This window comes from Streptomyces olivochromogenes (assembly GCF_001514115.1).
GTDB lineage: Bacteria > Actinomycetota > Actinomycetes > Streptomycetales > Streptomycetaceae > Streptomyces > Streptomyces olivochromogenes.
In genome coordinates, this window is record NZ_KQ948451.1 from 1,260,557 (window position 1) to 1,277,899 (window position 17,343).

16 protein-coding genes are annotated in these 17,343 nt (G+C 70.4%); 3 read left to right on the forward strand and 13 right to left on the reverse strand.

The features are described from left to right. Positions 1-37: 37 nt before the first annotated feature. The 9 genes from AQJ27_RS05750 to AQJ27_RS05790 form a co-directional block, all read right to left on the reverse strand. Positions 38-547 carry an O-acetyl-ADP-ribose deacetylase gene (locus tag AQJ27_RS05750; protein ID WP_067362899.1) on the reverse strand — a complete coding sequence of 170 codons (510 nt, stop codon included), beginning with the start codon at positions 545-547 and terminating at the stop codon, positions 38-40. Between the two features lie 76 nt (positions 548-623). Then, positions 624-2,096 carry a glycoside hydrolase gene (locus AQJ27_RS05755; RefSeq protein WP_067362388.1) on the reverse strand — a complete coding sequence of 491 codons (1,473 nt, stop codon included), beginning with the start codon at positions 2,094-2,096 and terminating at the stop codon, positions 624-626. A gap of 249 nt (positions 2,097-2,345) precedes the next feature. Continuing rightward, on the reverse strand, positions 2,346-3,755 hold the full coding sequence (locus tag AQJ27_RS05760) for a phytoene desaturase family protein (protein WP_067362902.1): 1,410 nt from the start codon (positions 3,753-3,755) through the stop codon (positions 2,346-2,348). A 290-nt stretch (positions 3,756-4,045) separates the two neighbouring features. Continuing rightward, positions 4,046-4,891, reverse strand: a complete 846-nt coding sequence (locus AQJ27_RS05765; RefSeq protein ID WP_067362391.1) for an inositol monophosphatase family protein — start codon at positions 4,889-4,891, stop codon at positions 4,046-4,048. Positions 4,892-4,977: 86 nt separating this feature from the next. After that, the gene (locus AQJ27_RS05770; RefSeq protein ID WP_067362394.1) at positions 4,978-6,801 is read right to left on the reverse strand and encodes a gamma-glutamyltransferase family protein; all 1,824 of its coding nucleotides are present in this window, start codon (positions 6,799-6,801) and stop codon (positions 4,978-4,980) included. Between the two features lie 236 nt (positions 6,802-7,037). Then, complete coding sequence (locus AQJ27_RS05775) at positions 7,038-7,451, reverse strand: hypothetical protein (protein WP_096239613.1); 414 nt, start codon at positions 7,449-7,451, stop codon at positions 7,038-7,040. Positions 7,452-7,504: 53 nt separating this feature from the next. Next, entirely contained in the window at positions 7,505-7,711 is a 207-nt protein-coding gene (locus tag AQJ27_RS05780) for a hypothetical protein (protein WP_159064329.1), read from the reverse strand. Positions 7,712-7,727: 16 nt separating this feature from the next. Then, positions 7,728-8,396 (reverse strand): response regulator, encoded by a 669-nt coding sequence (locus AQJ27_RS05785; RefSeq protein ID WP_067362402.1) that lies wholly within the window; start codon positions 8,394-8,396, stop codon positions 7,728-7,730. Then, positions 8,393-9,505, reverse strand: coding sequence for a sensor histidine kinase (locus AQJ27_RS05790; RefSeq protein ID WP_067362405.1), 1,113 nt, complete (start codon positions 9,503-9,505; stop codon positions 8,393-8,395). Before AQJ27_RS05790 ends, AQJ27_RS05785 begins: the two co-directional genes overlap by 4 nt. 216 nt (positions 9,506-9,721) lie before the next feature. Between AQJ27_RS05790 and AQJ27_RS05795 the strand changes: the two genes are divergently transcribed. The 3 genes from AQJ27_RS05795 (at position 9,722) to AQJ27_RS05805 (ending at position 12,026) form a co-directional block, all read left to right on the forward strand. After that, positions 9,722-10,723, forward strand: a complete 1,002-nt coding sequence (locus AQJ27_RS05795) for a carboxymuconolactone decarboxylase family protein (protein WP_067362408.1) — start codon at positions 9,722-9,724, stop codon at positions 10,721-10,723. A gap of 176 nt (positions 10,724-10,899) precedes the next feature. After that, positions 10,900-11,238, forward strand: a complete 339-nt coding sequence (locus AQJ27_RS05800) for a hypothetical protein (RefSeq protein ID WP_067362411.1) — start codon at positions 10,900-10,902, stop codon at positions 11,236-11,238. Between the two features lie 122 nt (positions 11,239-11,360). Further along, a complete protein-coding gene (locus AQJ27_RS05805; protein ID WP_067362904.1) occupies positions 11,361-12,026 on the forward strand; it encodes a hypothetical protein in 666 nt (221 codons plus the stop codon). A gap of 34 nt (positions 12,027-12,060) precedes the next feature. Here AQJ27_RS05805 and AQJ27_RS05810 read toward each other — a convergent pair whose 3' ends face one another. The 4 genes from AQJ27_RS05810 to AQJ27_RS05825 form a co-directional block, all read right to left on the reverse strand. Then, the gene (locus AQJ27_RS05810) at positions 12,061-13,587 is read right to left on the reverse strand and encodes an NCS1 family nucleobase:cation symporter-1 (RefSeq protein ID WP_067362414.1); all 1,527 of its coding nucleotides are present in this window, start codon (positions 13,585-13,587) and stop codon (positions 12,061-12,063) included. A gap of 194 nt (positions 13,588-13,781) precedes the next feature. Further along, on the reverse strand, positions 13,782-14,801 hold the full coding sequence (locus tag AQJ27_RS05815; protein WP_067362417.1) for a TIGR03842 family LLM class F420-dependent oxidoreductase: 1,020 nt from the start codon (positions 14,799-14,801) through the stop codon (positions 13,782-13,784). Between the two features lie 18 nt (positions 14,802-14,819). Further along, entirely contained in the window at positions 14,820-16,223 is a 1,404-nt protein-coding gene (gene hydA, locus AQJ27_RS05820) for a dihydropyrimidinase (protein ID WP_054230370.1), read from the reverse strand. Positions 16,224-16,398: 175 nt separating this feature from the next. Then, positions 16,399-17,241, reverse strand: a complete 843-nt coding sequence (locus AQJ27_RS05825) for a nitrilase-related carbon-nitrogen hydrolase (RefSeq protein ID WP_067362420.1) — start codon at positions 17,239-17,241, stop codon at positions 16,399-16,401. Positions 17,242-17,343: the final 102 nt, after the last annotated feature.

Consider the following 17,343-nt stretch of genomic DNA (forward strand, 5'->3'; position numbering starts at 1 on the left):
CCCTACCGAGCCGGACCCGTCCGTGAGAAAGGGGGAGTCAGCGGACCTGCGCGGCGAACGCCTCGTACGCCGGCTCGTCGAAGAGGACGAACGTGACCTCCTCGACGGCCGTCGGCGTGGTCCGTACCGTCTCCACCGCGATCCGGGCGGCGTCGTCCATCGGCCACCCGTAGATACCGGCGGAGACGGCCGGGAAGGCGACCGTGCGGGCGCCGAGTTCGTCGGCCACCTTCAGCGACTCCCGGTAGCAGGAGGCGAGGAGTTCCGAGCGGTCCTCCTCACGGCTGAAGACCGGGCCGACCGTGTGGATCACCCACCGCGCGTCCAGCTCGCCCGCGGTGGTGGCGACCGCCCGGCCCGTGGGCAGGCCCTTGCCGTAGTGCGAGGCGCGGAGCCTGCGGCAGTCGGCGAGGACGGCGGGGCCGCCACGTCGGTGGATGGCCCCGTCCACGCCTCCCCCGCCGAGCAGCGACGAGTTCGCCGCGTTGACGATCGCGTCGGCGCTCTGACGGGTGATGTCTCCCTGGACCAGGGTGATGGCGGTCATGACGGCCTCGGCCTCCTCGTATGCGGTCTTCGATCCTCGCCGCATCGCGCTCCGGCCGCCACGCGATAACCGACTGTCAGACGACCACTCCGTCGATCTCGAAGGTCTGCACGGACGCGGCGGAGAAGGCCGCCGTCAGCGTCTTGCCGCTCAGATAGGTGTCCGAGTGGGCGGTGTAGAGGTCGCCGCTGCCGGAGGTGACGGTGTTCCAGCGTCGTACGAGTCCGCCGCTGCCCCCGCTGACCTGGCTGAACTTGGACAGGTCGAAGGTGAGGTTCTGCGCGGCGCCGGAGTTGACGGCCACGATGACCAGACGCTTCGCGCTCGCGTCGTACGCCGCTGCCGCGTATCCGACACCGGTGTCGATGATGGTCATGCCGGGACGGATGTGCCGGCTGAACTGGGCCATCACGTAGTACTTGGTCTGGACGGTCGTCGGCTGGAGAGTGCTCTGGTCGTAGGCGATCATCGCCCAGCCGGTGCTGGGGTCCATCACCTGCCAGTAGACCCACGCGGTCGGGTGCAGCCAGCGGAAGTCCAGGCAGAGGTTGCTCGCCAGGGTGAGGCCGGTGGCGTCGGAGTCGCCCGTCTCGGAGTTCCACAGCCGCTTGCCCGCCGTGGTGACGACGTCGGTGTAGAGGAGGTCACGGCGACCGCCGGAGCCCTGGTAACCGTGCACGTTGACCCGGTTGACCTGGGCTTTCGTGGTCGAGCTGAAGGAGTTCCAGGTCGTGCGGGCCAGGTCGTAGTTCGTCTCGTCGGACGCGGAGACCAGGGTGCCGGTCAGACCCCGCTTGTCGAGTTCGCTGCGCAGATACGGGAGGACGGCCGCCTGGACGGTGGCGTCCATGTGGCAGCCCTCCTGGGTGCCCGTCGCCGTCCACCAGCTGGAGGAGGGCTCGTTGAACGCGTCGACGGAGCTGAAGTTCACACCCCAGTTGTTCTTCGCGTAGAGCGCCACCGCGGCCAGGTGGGAGGCGTGCTGGCGGTAGTTCCAGGACTGGAGGTTGTTGCCGCCGCCGGACGCGCCGGACGGGTTGTGGTTGAGGCACATCCACCACATCGGCGAGTTGGCGAACAGCTCGCTGACGGCGCCGCGTTGGGTCGCCTTGACCAGGGCCGCCCGCTGGTTGGCGTCGGCCGTCCAGTCCCAGGCGGAGGAGGTGGGGTCCTCGTTGTTCCAGTCCTGCCAGTACCCCTCGATCTGCTTGAACGCGGGAATGTTGGCGGAGGCGACCATGCTCTCGCCGCTCACGGTGTTCCAGCTGCACGCGCCCAGGTTGTAACGGGCGATGTTGAGGCCGAGGCCCGGCAGCGTCTTGCCGCCGTACGCGACGGACTTGGTGGTGAAGAAGATGTCGGCGAAGTCGTCCCGGGCGCCGAACACATTGGCCCACCAGGCGAGGGAGGTTCCCCAGCCCTCCCAACTGCCGTACGTCGTACCCGGGTTGACCCCGATGGTCGCGTCGGCCCGAGCGGTGCCCGTGGCCAGCGCACTGCCGAGCAGCGCACCACCCGCCGCGGCCAGCACCGATCTGCGCTTGATCATGTGGAAGTCTCCTGTCACGGTCATGCCACGGCCCCATCGCATGATCGGGCCGGGGCTGGACGTTGTCGAGACGCGTGACAGCGCTTTCTTCCTGTGAAACGAGACACGGATGTGACGGCTTGCGCCGCCTCTGGTCAGGGCTGGCGGCCGCCTCTGATCACGACTGGTGGTCGCCGCTGGTCAGGACTGGCGGTATCCCCCGATCAGGACTGTTGGCCGCCCCTGGCCAGGACTGGCGGCATCCGCTGGTCAGGACTGGCGCAGGCGCCGCCACACGGCCTTCGCCGCGTTGTGGCCCGACATGCCGTGCACACCGGGGCCCGGCGGGGTGGCCGCGGAGCAGATGAAGACGGCCGGGTGCGGTGTGCTGTACGGGAACAGGGAGAGCTTGGGGCGCAGCAGGAGCTGGAGCCCGGAGGCGGCGCCGCAGCCGATGTCGCCGCCCACGTAGTTGGCGTTGCGCGCGGCGAGTTCGGGCGGGCCCGCGGTGGCGCGGGCCAGTACGCGGTCGCGGAAGCCGGGTGCGAACCGCTCCAACTGCCGCTCGATCGCGTCCGTGAGGTCACCCGTCCAGCCGTTCGGAACGTGTCCGTACGCCCAGAAGACCTGCTTGCCCTCCGGGGCCCGGGAGGGGTCGACGATGCTGGGCTGCACCGTGATCAGGAAGGGTGCGTCCGGCGCCCGGCCCTCGCGCGAGGCGGCGCGCAGGGCGGTGGCGATCTCGGCGCGGCTCGCGCCCACCTGCACCGTCCCGGCGGTGCGTGCCTCCTCGGCCGTCCAGGGGACGGGACCGTCCAGGGCGTAGTCGATCTTGAAGACGGACGCCCCGTAGCGATAGTCCTCGTAGTACCGCCCGAAGCCCGCGATGCGGGACAGCGCGGAGGGCGAGGTGTCGAAGACGTAGGCGCGGGCGGGCGGCAGGTCGTCGAGACGCTTGACCTCGTAGTCGGTGTGGACGGTGCCGCCGAGGTCCTTGAGGTACGCGGTGAGGGCGTCGGAGATGGACTGGGAGCCGCCGCGGGGCACGGGCCAGCCGCGGGCGTGCGCGGCCAGCGCGAAGACCAGGCCGACGGCGCCGGTGGCGATGCCGTCGAGCGGGGCCATGACGTGTGCGACGAGACCGGCGAACAGCGCCTGGGCCCGCTCGTCCCGGAAGCGCCGCATGAGCCAGGTCGAGGGCGGCAGCCCCGCCAGGCCGAAGCGGGCGAGCGTCACCGGGTCGCGGGGCAGGGCGGTCAGTGGCAGGGACATGAAGTCGTGGGCCAGCGTGTCCCACTTGGGGAGGAAGGGGGCGACCAGTCTGCGGTACGCACCGGCGTCGCGCGGGCCGAACGAGGCCGCCGTCTCGGCCACGGAGCGGGCGAGCACCGCCGCGGTGCCGTCGGGGAACGGGTGTGCCATCGGGAGCTTCGCGTGCAGCCACTCCAGGCCGTACCGCTCCAGGGGCATCGCGCGGAAGGCGGGTGAGTTGATGCCGAGGGGGTGGGCCGCGGAACAGGGGTCGTGCCGGAAGCCGGGGAGTGTCAGCTCTTCGGTGCGGGCGCCGCCGCCCACGGTGTCCCGTGCCTCGAACACGGCCACGGAGAAGCCACGGCGGGCCAGCTCCACGGCAGCCGTCAGTCCGTTCGGCCCCGCACCCACCACGACCGCATCGAGCATCGACGGCACCTTCGGACTCCTTTGTCAGCCGACGGCCACTGGACATCAGGATATGCCGGGGGACTGACAGCCTTGATGGCGCGGGGGGTTGGGAGACCGGGAGTCGTCCGGCGGACGGGGGCCACCGGGGTCCAAGAAGCCATCCGCTTTCGATGATGAAACGCTCTGGTCGAACAGGGTTCGCCTTGTGCCTACGGGGCCACTGGTGTGAGACAGGCGCTCGCCCGGAAGGATCCCGAGATGCTCGCCCGGACGGATCCCGGACTTGCACCCCCGGCGCGTCGGTGGGGTCAGAGGCCGGCGGTCAGCAAGCCCCGTACCCGTCGGGCCGTGGTCTCGTCGCGGGCCGCCGTGAAGGGGAGGGTGTTGCCTCCCGTGATGCGGAAGGGTTCGCCCGTGAGGGTCAGGTGGGCGCCGCCCGCCTCCTCGACGAGGAGCAGGCCCGCCGCATGATCCCAGGCCGCCTCCCAGGAGAAAGCTGTCCCATCGAGCTCACCACGGGCCACGGCCAGATACTCCAGCCCCGCCGAACCGCAGGGACGCGGGCGCACGCCCTCGGTGTGCAGGCCTAGCAGAGCGCGCTTCTGCTCGTCGGTGGTGTAGTCGGGGTGGGAGGTGGCTATCTCGAGGTCACGGCCGGGCGTGGGCGCACCCGGGCGCAGCAGCTCGCCGTCCAGGCGGGCACCCCGGCCGCGCACGGCGACGGCGAGCTGGTCGCGGGCCGGGGCATAGGTCCAGGACGCCTGGACGACCCCGCCCACGGCGAGCGCGACGAGCGTGCAGAAACCGGTGTCGCCGTGGACGAACTGGCGGGTGCCGTCGACCGGGTCGACGATCCAGACCGGGGCCTGCCCCTGGATCGCGTCGTACGTCGCCGGATTGGCGTGGACCGCCTCCTCGCCGACGACGACCGAGCCGGGCAGCAGCTTGGCGAGCGCCTCGGTGAGGTACTCCTCGGCCTTGCGGTCGGCGTCCGTGACCAGGTCGTGCGGGCCGCTCTTCTCGTCGATCTCGTCCGCGGTCAGCTGCCTGAAGCGCGGCATGATCTCGGCGGCGGCCGCCTGCCGGATCGCCTCTTCGACGTCGGACGTGCGGCGCGCGAGAAACTCGTCGATGGTTTCGATGTCTTCGATCATGGCTCCATGACAACACGCGCCACTGACAATCCCCGCCCCCCGGGTGCACTCCGGGTGGAATCGCCGTGAATTCCCGGAGTTGCCGATCAGCGTCCCACCGCGTACCCCTGCATCCCCCGCGGGTTCGCCGCCGCCGACAGCACACCCGTCTCCGGATCCCGGGCGACCGCGCACAGCCGGCCCTCGGACCAGGCCTCCGCGACGTGGACGTCATGGCCGCGACGGCGCAGCTCCTCGACGACCGCCTCGTCCGTGCGGGACTCGACGGTGAGGCTGCCGGGGCGCATGCCGCGCGGGTAGAACGAGCCCGGGAAGCTGTCGTTGTGCCAGTTCGGGGCGTCGATCGCGCCCTGGAGGTCGAGCCCGCCACGTACCTCGGCGCGCAGCGCCACGGCCAGGAAGAAGTGGGTCTGCCACTGGTCCTGCTGATCGCCGCCCGGGGTTCCGAACGCCATGACCGGGACTCCGTCGCGCAGCGCCAGCGAGGGTGTCAGCGTCGTACGGGGACGGCGGCCGGGTGTGAGGGAGTTGGGCAGCCCCTCGTCCAGCCAGGCCATCTGGAGCCGGGTGCCGAGCGGGAAGCCCAGCTCGGGGACGACGGGGTTGGACTGAAGCCAGCCGCCGCTGGGGGTGGCGGCGACCATGTTGCCCCAGCGGTCGACGACGTCGAGGTGGCAGGTGTCGCCCCGGGTCCCGCCGTCCCGGGCCACCTCGGGTTCCCCCGCGGCCCCGGCGACGGTGGGTTCGCCCGCGCCCGGTACCGCCAGCGCGTCGAAGCCCGGCTCCCCGGCGGCGACCTCGCGCGCGTGACCACTGATCGTCGGGGTGCGCCCTCCGGGACTGCCGGGACGCAGCTCGCTGGAGGCCTTGTGGCCGATGAGGGCGCGCCGCTCGGCGTTGTACTCCTGCGACAGCAGCTCGTCGAGAGGCACCTCGGCCGCGTCCCCGTACCAGGCCTCCCGGTCGGCCATGGCGAGCTTGCAGCCCTCGACGAGCAGGTGGACGTACTCCGCGGAGCCGTACCGCGGCAGCCGGGGCGGGAGCAGGGCGAGCTGCTGGAGGAGGACCGGGCCCTGGCTCCAGGGGCCCGCCTTGCACAGGGTCCAGCCGTGCCAGTCGTACGTCGCGGGCGCCTCGTAGCTCGCGGACCAGGAGGCCAGGTCGGCGGCTGTCAGGGTGCCGGTGTGGCGCTGTCCGCTGGTGTCCATGGTGGGCCGCCGGGCCTGCCGTACGAGGGCCTCGGCGATGAAGCCGGAGCGCCAGACGCGGCGCGCGGCCTCGATCTGCGCCACGCGGCCGCTCTCCCCGGAGACCTCGGTGAGCAGTCGGCGCCAGGTCGCGGCGAGGGCGGGGTTGCGGAAGAGTTCGCCGGGGCGTGGCGCCTTCCCGCCGGGCAGGTACACCTCGGCCGACGAGGTCCACTCCGTCTCGAAGAGTGCGCGCACCGACTCCACGGTCTCGCCGACCCGCTCCACGGGCGGGTGCCCGTCCTCCGCGTATCCGATGGCGTACTTCATGACGTCGGCGAGAGACCTCGTGCCGTGGTCGCGCAGGAGCAGCATCCACGCGTCGAAGGCGCCGGGCACGGCGGCCGCGAGCGGTCCGGTGCCGGGTACGAGATCCAAACCGAGTCCCCTGTAGTGGGCGATCGTCGCCCCGGCGGGCGCGACGCCCTGCCCGCACAGCACACGCACCTCGCCGCCTGCGGGGGCGAGGATGATCGGGACCTCGCCGGCGGGTCCGTTGAGGTGCGGCTCGACCACGTGCAGCACGAAGCCCGCGGCGACGGCGGCGTCGTACGCGTTGCCGCCGTCCTCCAGGACGGCCATCGCCGACTGCGAGGCGAGCCAGTGCGTGGAGGACACCATGCCGAAGGATCCTTGAAGCGTGGGTCGAGTAGTGAAGTACATCTCTCACCTCGGTGTTTGCGCGCGTCGGCCGGTACCAACAGTCCTCCGGACGGGCTGTGGGAGGAATCTGGGGAGGTCCGGCTCGGCTCCGGTCGCCCTGATCAGGCAGCAGACTACCGATCGGACGTGCTCTCGCTTCGGCGCCCGTGACTCTCACGCCCTGACACCCGTCCGCGCGTCGAGGCGCCGTCCGGGACGGAGCCTCGACGCGGTTCTCACCGGGCGGAGACGCTCGGTCAGACGACCGGCAGCTTGCCCTTGTCGGTCGTCACCGTGCCGAGGTAGGTCGCCGTCCTGCCCTTGACCCAGTACACCTTGACGCGGACCTTGTGGCCCTTGGCGATCCGGGGCGAGATCCCGCAGTCCTTGACGGAACTGGTCTCGCAGGTGTTCCGCCGCTTGCCCGTGGTCGCGTCATAGGTGACCGCTCGGATCGAGTGCCCGTCCTTGGCCGAGTCGATCACGTCGGTGAACTGAGTTCCCCCGGAGGAGTTCCGCGGCTCGAACACCACGGTCGCGACGGACTTGCCGTTCTTCTTGAACGAGCCGACGTAGTTGCCGCCGGCGAAGGAGGTTCCCGTTCCCAGTGCCAGTGCCAGCCCGGTGGCGGTGACGGCTATGCCGACGCGGGCCATGATGTGCCTCTTCATTACTCTCCCGTTGACGTGCTGTGCCGCTGAGTTGGTGGCTCGCGGACTGTAGGTCATACCTCTTTGTGAGCCAGGAGTTCAACTTGAGCCACGTTCAGCCGGGCGGCCGCCGACATGAGCCGGTCGTGCTCGTCCTGACGTAGCGTGAGCCGGAACGAGTCGACCGTGTTGATGAGGTGGTCGACCGCGATTTCCGCCTCGTCGCTCGCGACAAGGTCGCGGACCGGATCGAGGGCCCGCACGGTTTCTTCGCCGGTCATGAGGTCCACGCACCCCTCAGTTCGCGCTCCCCCGTGCCGTCACCAAGCCCGACTCATAGGCGAACACCACCAGTTGGGCCCGGTCGCGGGCGCCCAGTTTCGTCATCGCCCGGCTGATGTGCGTCTTGGCGGTGAACGGGCTGATGACCATGTGTGCGGCGATCTCCTCGTTGGTCAGACCGCGCGCGGCGAGTGCCGTGACCTCGCGTTCGCGGCGGGTGAGGCACTCCAGGCCGGGCGCGGTGGCCCGGTCCGGGGGCCGGGCCACGAACTCGCCGATCAGGGTGCGGGTCACGGACGGGGACAGCAGCGCCTCTCCCCGCGCGACGACCTCGATGGCCTGGAGCAGGTCGGCGGGCTCGGTGTCCTTGAGCAGGAAGCCGCTGGCCCCGGCCCGCAACGCCTCGAAGACGTACTCGTCCAGGCCGTAGTTGGTGAGCATGACGACACGTACGGCGGACAGCTCCGGGTCGGCGGCGATACGGCGGGTGGCCTCGATGCCCGACATCACCGGCATCTGTACGTCGACGAGGGCGATGTCCGGCAAGGAAGCGCGCACCAGCGCGAGGCCCTGCTTGCCGTCGGCGGCCTCGCCCACGACCTCGATGCCGTCCTCGGCGTCGAGCAGGGCGCGGAAACCGGCGCGCATCAGCGCCTGGTCGTCGACGAGCGCGACCCTGATCACGGCACCTCCTCCGGTATGCCCAGCGGCAGTTCGGCGCGCACCGAGAAGCCGCCCTCCGTGCGCGGTGCGGCGTGCAGGGTGCCGCCGAGGGCCGAGACACGTTCGCGCATACCGGTGAGGCCGATGCCGGGGGTGGGCGGACGCGACGGGTCGGCGCCGCCGTCGTCGTCGACGGATATCGTCAGGTCGTCCGTGCTGTAGTCGAGTTGGACGGCCACCTTGGCGGGGCCCGCGTGGCGCGCGGCGTTCGTCAGGGCCTCCTGGACGATGCGGTACGCGGCACGGTCCACCGTCGCCGTGAGCGGACGCTCGTCGCCGCTCACCGTCAGCTCCACGGCGAGACCGGCCGCGCGAGCCCGCTCCACGAGCAGCGCGGGGGTGCCGGTCGGCTCATCGGTGCGCAATACCTCAAGGGTGGCCCGCAGTTCGCGCATCGCCTCGCCGCCCGCCTCCTGGATGGCGAGCAGCGCGGGCGGGACCTCCTCACCGCGTTTGCGGGCGAGGTGGACGGCGACGCCCGCCTGAAGCTTGACGATCGAGATGCTGTGCGTGAGCGAGTCGTGCAACTCCCTGGCAATCCGCAGCCGTTCCTCACCCGCGCGGCGCAGGGCCGCCTCCTCACGGGTGCGTTCCGCTTCCATCGCGCGTTGCTCCGTCTGGCGCAGATACGCCTGCCAGTTGCGGTCGGCGAGGCCGGTCACCAGGGCGCACAGGAACCAGCCGGCGAGCAGGAGAGAGCGCTCGGCGCCTGCGCGTGCCGTGAGATCCGTGGTCACGAACGCCGCCAGGAACAGGGCACTCGCGAGCGCCGCCACTCCTCGGTGACCCGCTCGGGCCGCCGTGTGGACCGCGCCCAGCACCGGGAGGGCGGCGAGGGTGCCGGGGTGTGCGTGCAGGACGTACGCCGTCGTGGTGACCGTACTGACCGCGAGTACCCGGCGCGGGGCGCGGCGGTAGGCCGCGAGGGCGAGGGAGCCCACGGTGATCAGCGCGTAGTCGGCGGGGGTCGCGCCGTCGTCGACCGCGGCCGCGGTCATGACGAGGGCACCGACCACGACCGCGAGGGCCGCGTCGGCCAGGTGCCTGCGCGTCCCCTGGTCCAACGCCATGTTCCGCACGATAGACGGCCGTTCGGACAGTGGCGTCAGACCTGTGGAGGGGGCCCGGCGTACTCCGGCTGGAGTAGATCACAGCGCGCGCGGGGCAGGTGGGGGTAGTTCAGGATGCCTTCGGGTGGACGACGACCGGGGACGGCTCCCTGAAGGAGGGTGGCGATGGCGGCCGAGCCGGCGGCCCCGCGCTCGTTCCCTACCAGGAGGCGTCCCATGCCCAGTCCCTTCCGTTACACCACCCCGTCTCCGCCCAGGTCCGCCACCGGACGTGTCGCGGGCGTCTATGCCCAGCTCGCCGACGACTTCGGCATCGAGCGCGCGGCGACCTTCGTCGTGCTCTCGCCCGCTCCCGGTCTCATGGCTTCCGCCTGGGCGTTGATGCGCGAGTCGCTGATCGCGGGCGAGGGCAGCCGGACGGGGAAGGAACTCGCGGCGCTCGGGGTGTCCGTCGCCAACCGGTGCCCGTTCTGCGTGGACGCGCACACGATGTTGCTGCACGCGACCGGGGACCACCGGCTCGCGGAGACGGTGGCACGCGGGGACACCCCAGCCGACGAGGAGCACGCGCGCGTGCTGGCATGGGGCGGGGCGACCCGGACCCCGGGGGCGCTCGAGTTGGCGCCGTACCCCTTCCCCGTCGCGCACGCCCCCGCCTACATCGGCACCGCCCTGTCCTTCCACTTCATCAACCGCGTGGTGTCGGCGCTGCTCACCGAGAGCCTGCTGCCCGGCAACGCGCAACGGTTCCGGGCGGTGCGGAGTCTGGCCGGGCGGTCCGTCGCCCGGACGGTGCGCCGGCGACCCGCGCCGGGTGCGGGCCTGGAACTCCTCGACGACCCCGGGCCCGGTCCTGACTGGGCGCGCGGGACCACCGTCGGCCCGGCCTACGCCGCGCTGCGGGCCGCCGCCACCGAGGGAGAGGGTCTTCTCGACGAAGCCGACCGGATCCTCGTACGGGAGACGCTCCGGGACTGGGACGGCTCGCATCCGCCGCTCGCGTGGGACGGACTCCCCGACCGTTCGCGGCCCGGGGCGCGGCTCGCGCTGCTGGCCGCGCTGGCCCCGTACCGGATCACGGACGAGGACGTGACAGCCTGGCGCAAACCCATCCATACCGACCACTGTCTGGTGCATCTGGTGGCGTACGGCGCGTTCGCCGCCGTCGACCGGATCGAGAGCGCGCTTCCCGTCCGCACGGCCGAGGAGACCTCATGACACGGATCGCCAACTCTGCTCAGACGCGGGCCTGGAACGGCACTCTCGGCACCCCTGCTCGACCAGGCCCGCGCGACGACCGCCGCGGAGGGGATCACCAACGTCGCGTACGAGCTCGCCGACGCCCAGATCCACCCCTTCCCGGCCGCCGGATACGACGTCCGGAGTCACGCGCCTTGAGCCTTTTCGGGAAACTCCTGGACGAACCGGACGCCGCGACGGTCGCCGTCCAGGCCGCCATGGCCTCCGTGTCCGACCCGGCGCGCATCCGCGAGGTTCTGCACGGGTGGGACGACGTGACGGTGACTCCGGTCGCGACGGAGACGACATGGGGGCGCGACGCCGCGGACGCCGTCGACTTCATCCTCTCCCGCACGCCCTGCCGGACGGTCGACGCGGACACACGCACGGCCCTGCGGGACACCTTGCACCCTTATGAGACGGATCGCGGTGTCCGACTCCAGGCGGCGGTGTGGCTGATGACGGCGAAGTGGCGGACAGACGGTTCCCAGTGAGTCACTGTCACCACACAGGTACGGAGTGAGTTGGCACTTCCGCCCCACAGGCAGGCATGTGACACTGGCGTTCCGTCCGCAGTGTGGACTCCCTCCGCACCGTCCCCCACGAGAAGTGCGCCGTGCATTCTCTTCCTCTGCCACTCGCCCTCACCGCGCGCCTGCTGCCGGTCGCGGTCCTCGCCTGCACGGGCTGGGTCATGTCGTCCGGCACGTCGACGACGACTCCGGCCGCCACCGACCACAAGTCGCCCCAGGCGACGCAGTCCCCGTCGGGCCCCGCGGCGACGGCGGTCGCGAAGAAGTACACCGCGGCCCCCGCGCCCTGCACCGGCGTGACGGAGAAGACGGTCAAGGCCCTTGTCCCGGGCGCCAAGACGGCCGGCCAGGAGATTCCGTCGACCGACAAGTCGGTGCGCCGCACCTGTTCCTGGAACGCGCTCAAGGGCTTCGACTACCACTGGCTGGACGTCTCGTACGAGATCAAGGATTCGGACGAAGCGGCGCAGAAGTCCTATACGGGGCGCGTCGCGGACAAGAGCGGCGGAGGTGCGGTTCCCGGCCTCGGCGACTCGGCCTACTCCGTCGTGAACCTCACAACCACGGACAAGCAGCAGACCCGTGAGGGAGTGGTGATCGTCCGCGCGTCCAACGCGCTGGTGGCCGTCACGTACAACGGCAGCAACTTCGAGACGAAGAAGGCGCCCAGTACGGACGAGATCAACAAGGGGGCCATCAAGGCCGCCAAGGACGTGGTGGCGACGCTGGAGAACGGCCAGAAGGGCTGACCGTTCTCCAACCGCCGCACCCCTTCCTCACGCGTCAGACGGCGATCTTCTCCTTGCCCCGCAGCAGCATCAGCACCAGGTACAGCACCATCGACGTACCGAGTCCGACCGCCCAGCCGTAGTCGGCCAGGGACTTCAGCGCCGGGATGGGCCGTCCGTCGATGAGCGGGTGGAAGTCGGCGCCGCCGACGGCCAGGACGCCTCCGGTGAGGAAGGCGACGACGGCCCGCCAGTTCCAGCCGCCGTCGTACCAGTAGCGGCCGCCCGTGCGGTACAGGTCGGCGAGGTCCAGCTTGGTGCGGCGCAGGATCCAGTAGTCGGCGATGAGGATGCCGGCGACGGTGCCGAGCAGACCGCCGACGAGGCCGAGCCAGGTGAAGATGTAGCCCTGCGGGTCGGAGTACAGCTTCCAGGGGAAGATCAGCACGCCGAGGACGCAGGTGGCGAGTGCGCCGGTACGGAAGCTGATCTTCCGCGGTGCGAGGTTGGAGAAGTCGAAGGCGGGCGAGACCAGGTTGGCCGCGATGTTCACGGACAGGGTCGCGACCAGCACGGTGACCAGCGCGTAGAGGAGGCCGAAGACGTTGTCCGTCTTGGCGGCCAGCTGGACCGGGTCCCAGATGGCCTCGCCGTACACGGCCTGCGAGCCCGAGGTGACCATGACGGACAGGAAGGCGAAGAGCGTCATCGTGGTCGGCAGACCGAGCGCCTGACCCCAGGTCTGCGCCTTCTGGCTCTTGCCGTACCGCGTGAAGTCGGGGATGTTCAGCGACAGCGTGGACCAGAAGCCGATCATGCCCATGAGCGAGGGCCAGAACAGCTTCCAGAAGTCGCCGCCCCAGCCGAGCTTCGAGGGCTGGTCGAGCAGTGGGCCGAAGCCGCCCGCCTTGCTGCTCATCCACCACAGCATCACGCCGGCGCCCAGGAGCACGAAGGGCGCCGCCCAGTTCTCGAAGCGGCGGATCGTCTCCATGCCCCGGTAGATGATGGCGACCTGGAGCACCCAGAAGATCGCGAACGACAGCCACATGGTCCACGCGTAGCCGCCGACCTTGGAGGCGTTGGCCCAGCTGTCGCCGAAGAGCTTCCCGGCGAGGAAGTAGATCGCCTCGCCGCCGATCCAGGTCTGGATGCCGAACCAGCCGCAGGCCACCAACGCCCGTACGACAGCGGGCAGGTTGGCGCCGCGGACACCGAAGGAGGCGCGGGCGAAGACGGGGAAGGGTATGCCGTACTTGGGACCGGCATGCCCGGTGAGCAGCATCGGGACCAGGACGATCAGGTTGGCCAGCGCGATGGTGAACACGGCCTGCTTCCAGTCCATGCCGACGGCTATCAGGCCGGAAGCAAGGGTCCAGGAAGCGGTGTTGTGGGCCATGCCGACCCAGAGCGCCGAGAAGTTGTACGTGGTCCACGTGCGCTTCTCGACCGGGACCGGCAGCAGGTCCTCGTTGGCGTAGGGGCCGCTGGGCGCGGGCGCGTCGGGCGCGATCTCCACCCGGCCGTCGGTGAGCGTGACTTGAGCGACGGGCGGGCCCTCGCTGGGGACGGTCTCGGTCATGGGCAGGCCAATCAAGTGAGGAGTGACGGGAGAGGCCGTGCGGGTGACGCCGTGGGGGGTTGTGCGGGTGCGGTGGTGCGGTGATCCCCTTCCCCGGACGGAGGGAAGGGGACGTGCGGGGAGGGTGAGCGGTGGCCGGGGTTCGGCCGGAGGTGCGGTGGGCGGCCGGAGGCCGGCCGCCCGGAGCGGAGTTGTCAGCCGTTGACGGCCGGGATGACCTTCGACCCGTACGCGTCGATCACGGCCTCCTGCGCGTCGTGCATGTCGTACACCGCGAACTGGTCCACGCCCAGCGCGCGCAGCGCCTTCAGCTTCTCGATGTGCTGCTCGGCCGTGCCGATCAGACAGAACCGGTCGACGATCTCGTCCGGCACGAACTTGGTGTCGGGGTTGTCGCTGCGCCCGTGGTGGGAGTAGTCGTAGCCCTCGCGGGCCTTGATGTAGTCGGTGAGTTCCTCGGGCACGGCGGCGGAGTGCTCGCCGTACTTGGAGACCAGGTCGGCCACGTGGTTGCCGACCATGCCGCCGAACCAGCGGCACTGCTCACGCGCGTGGGCGAGGGCCTCCGGCGAGTCGTCCTCCGTGATGTACGCGGGCGCGGCCACGCAGATCTTCACCTCGGAGGGGTCACGGCCCGCCTCGACGGCCGCTTCCTTCACGGCCTTGACCATGTACTCGGTGAGATAGAGGTCGGCGAGCTGGAGGATGAACCCGTCAGCCTCCTCGCCGGTCATCTTCAGGGCCTTGGGACCGTACGCGGCCATCCAGACCGGGAGTTCGGCACCCGGCCTGACCCAGGGAAACTTGACGACGGTGCCGCCGAGGTCGGCCTCCTCGCCGCGGCCGAGGGCACGGATGACCTTCATCGCGCCGCTGATGCGGGCGAGCGTGTTGGGCTTGCGTCCGGCGACACGCATCGCCGAGTCGCCGCGCCCGATGCCGCACACCGTGCGGTTGCCGTACATGTCGTTGAGCGTCGCGAAGGTGGAGGCGGTGACCTCCCAGGTGCGGGTGCCCGGGTTGGTGACCATCGGGCCGACCGTCAACTTCTCGGTGTTCGCGAGGATCTGACTGTAGATCACAAAGGGTTCCTGCCACAGCACGGCCGAGTCGAAGGTCCAGCCGTACGTGAAGCCGTTCCCCTCGGCGCGCTTCATCAGGTCGATGACGCGGGAGGCCGGGGGGTCGGTCTGCAGGACGAGTCCGAAGTCCATGGCGCCACTCCTAGGCGTTCAGAGAAGGTACTGACAGGTGGAGCGGGGGGTGTAGACGCCGTGCCCCGCGCGTCCGGTGAACTCCCGCTCGGTGATGACCGGTTCGCCGCGCGAGAGCACGGTCTCGACCTGCCCGGTGACGCGCTTGCCCTCGTAGGCCGAGTAGTCGACGTTCATGTGGTGGGTCTCGACCGACATGACCTGCTCGGCGTGCGGGTCGTAGATGACGATGTCGGCGTCGGCGCCCGGCGCGATCGTGCCCTTCTTCGGGTACAGGCCGAACATCCGGGCCGGGGTGGCGCAGGCGATCTCGATCCAGCGGCGGCGCGAGATGTGCCCGTCGACGACGGCCTGGTGGAGCAGGTCCATGCGGTTCTCGACGCCCGGGAGGCCGTTGGGGATCTTCGAGAAGTCGCCCCGGCCGAGCTCCTTCTGGCCCACGAAGCAGAAGGGGCAGTGGTCGGTCGACACGACCTGGAGGTCGTTGGTGCGCAGGCCCCGCCACAGGGCGGCCTGGTGCTCCTTGGGCCGAAGGGGCGTGCTGCACACGTACTTCGATCCCTCGAAGTCCGGTTCCGCGAGGTTGTCGGTCGACAGGAACAGGTACTGCGGGCAGGTCTCGCCGAAGACGTTCAGGCCCTCGTCACGCGCCCGTGCGATCTCGGCGACCGCCTCCTGCGCCGAGACGTGCACGACGTACAGCGGAGCGCCCGCGACCTGGGCGAGCTTGATGGCGCGGTGGGTGGCCTCGGCCTCCAGGAGCGCCTTGCGCACCTCGCCGTGGAAGCGGGGGTCGGTCTCGCCGCGCGCCAGCGCCTGTTCCACGAGGACGTCGATCGCGATGCCGTTCTCCGCGTGCATCATGATCAGGCCGCCGTTCTCGGCGGAGCGCTGCATGGCGCGCAGGATCTGGCCGTCGTCGCTGTAGAAGACGCCGGGGTAGGCCATGAACTGCTTGAAGGAGGTGACGCCCTCCTGGACCAGCAGGTCCATCTCCTTGAGCGTCTCCTGGTTGACGTCGGAGACGATCATGTGGAAGGCGTAGTCGATGGCGCAGTTGCCGTCGGCCTTGGCGTTCCAGGCGTCGAGGCCCTCGCGCAGTGAGCGGCCGACGCTCTGCACCGCGAAGTCGACGATGGTGGTGGTGCCGCCCCAGGCCGCGGCCCGGGTGCCCGTCTCGAAGGTGTCCGAGGCGAAGGTGCCGCCGAAGGGCAGCTCCATGTGGGTGTGGGCGTCGACGCCGCCCGGGATGACGTACTTGCCGGTGGCGTCGATGGTCTTCTCGGCCGTCCACGACTCGGCCGCCGGGGTGCCGGTCGCGGCGAGGGCGACGACCCGGCCGTCCTCGATCAGGACGTCGGCGTGGATCTCGTCGGACGCGGTGATGACGAGGCCATTACGGATGACGGTACGGCTGCTCATGCTCCCTCTCTCCTGCCGTGCGCTGGATCTCTCCGGCCCTGCGCTGGATGCGGTGCGCTGAAAACTGCGGGTCACTCGTGGCTGGTCGCGCCCCCGCGGTGGAGCCGCGCCATGCCACAGCCCCGCGCCCCGTCCGGGGCGCGGGAAGCCCGGCGGACTCCAGAGCCCCGCCGGGCTACGGCGTGGTCAGCGGCTCGTACGCGTCGGGGCGGCGGTCCCGGTAGAACTGCCAACGGTCGCGCACCTCGCGCAGCTTGGCCATGTCGAGGTCGCGGACGACGAGTTCGGTCTCCTTGTCGCTGGCCACCTCCCCGACGAACTGGGCCTCCGGGTCGACGAAGTACGACGTTCCGTAGAAGTCGTTGTCGCCCAGCTCCTCCACGCCCACGCGGTTGATGGCGCCCACGAAGTACTCGTTGGCGACGGCCGCCGCCGGCTGCTCCAGCTGCCAGATGTAGGAGGACAGTCCGCGCGAGGTGGCCGACGGGTTGAACACGATCTCGGCGCCCGCAAGGCCCAGCGCACGCCAGCCCTCCGGGAAGTGCCGGTCGTAGCAGATGTAGACGCCGATCCTGCCGACGGCGGTGTCGAAGACCGGCCAGCCGGCGTTGCCGGGACGGAAGTAGAACTTCTCCCAGAAGCCCTCGACCTGCGGAATGTGGTGCTTGCGGTACTTGCCGAGGTACGAGCCGTCCGCGTCGATCACGGCGGCCGTGTTGTAGAGGACGCCGGGCTGCTCCTCCTCGTACATCGGCAGCACGAGGACGATGCCCAGTTCCTTGGCCAGCGCCTGGAAGCGCCGGACGATCGGGCCTTCGGGGATCTGCTCGGCGTACTCGTAGAACGCCTTGTCCTGGACCTGGCAGAAGTAGGGCCCGTAGAAGAGCTCCTGGAAGCACAGCACCTGTGCGCCCTGTGCGGCGGCGTCGCGGGCCGCCTGCTCGTGGACCTGGATCATCGACTCCTTGTCGCCGGTCCAGGCAGTCTGGAAGACGGCGGCGCGGATCACTCTGCTCATCGGGACCTCCGGTCGCTCGGTGTGCGAGGAGCCTAGGAAGCCCGGACCACGGCTTTGAGTTGCACCGTGTCACGTCTGAGGCGCTGTGCCGTTCCACGGTGT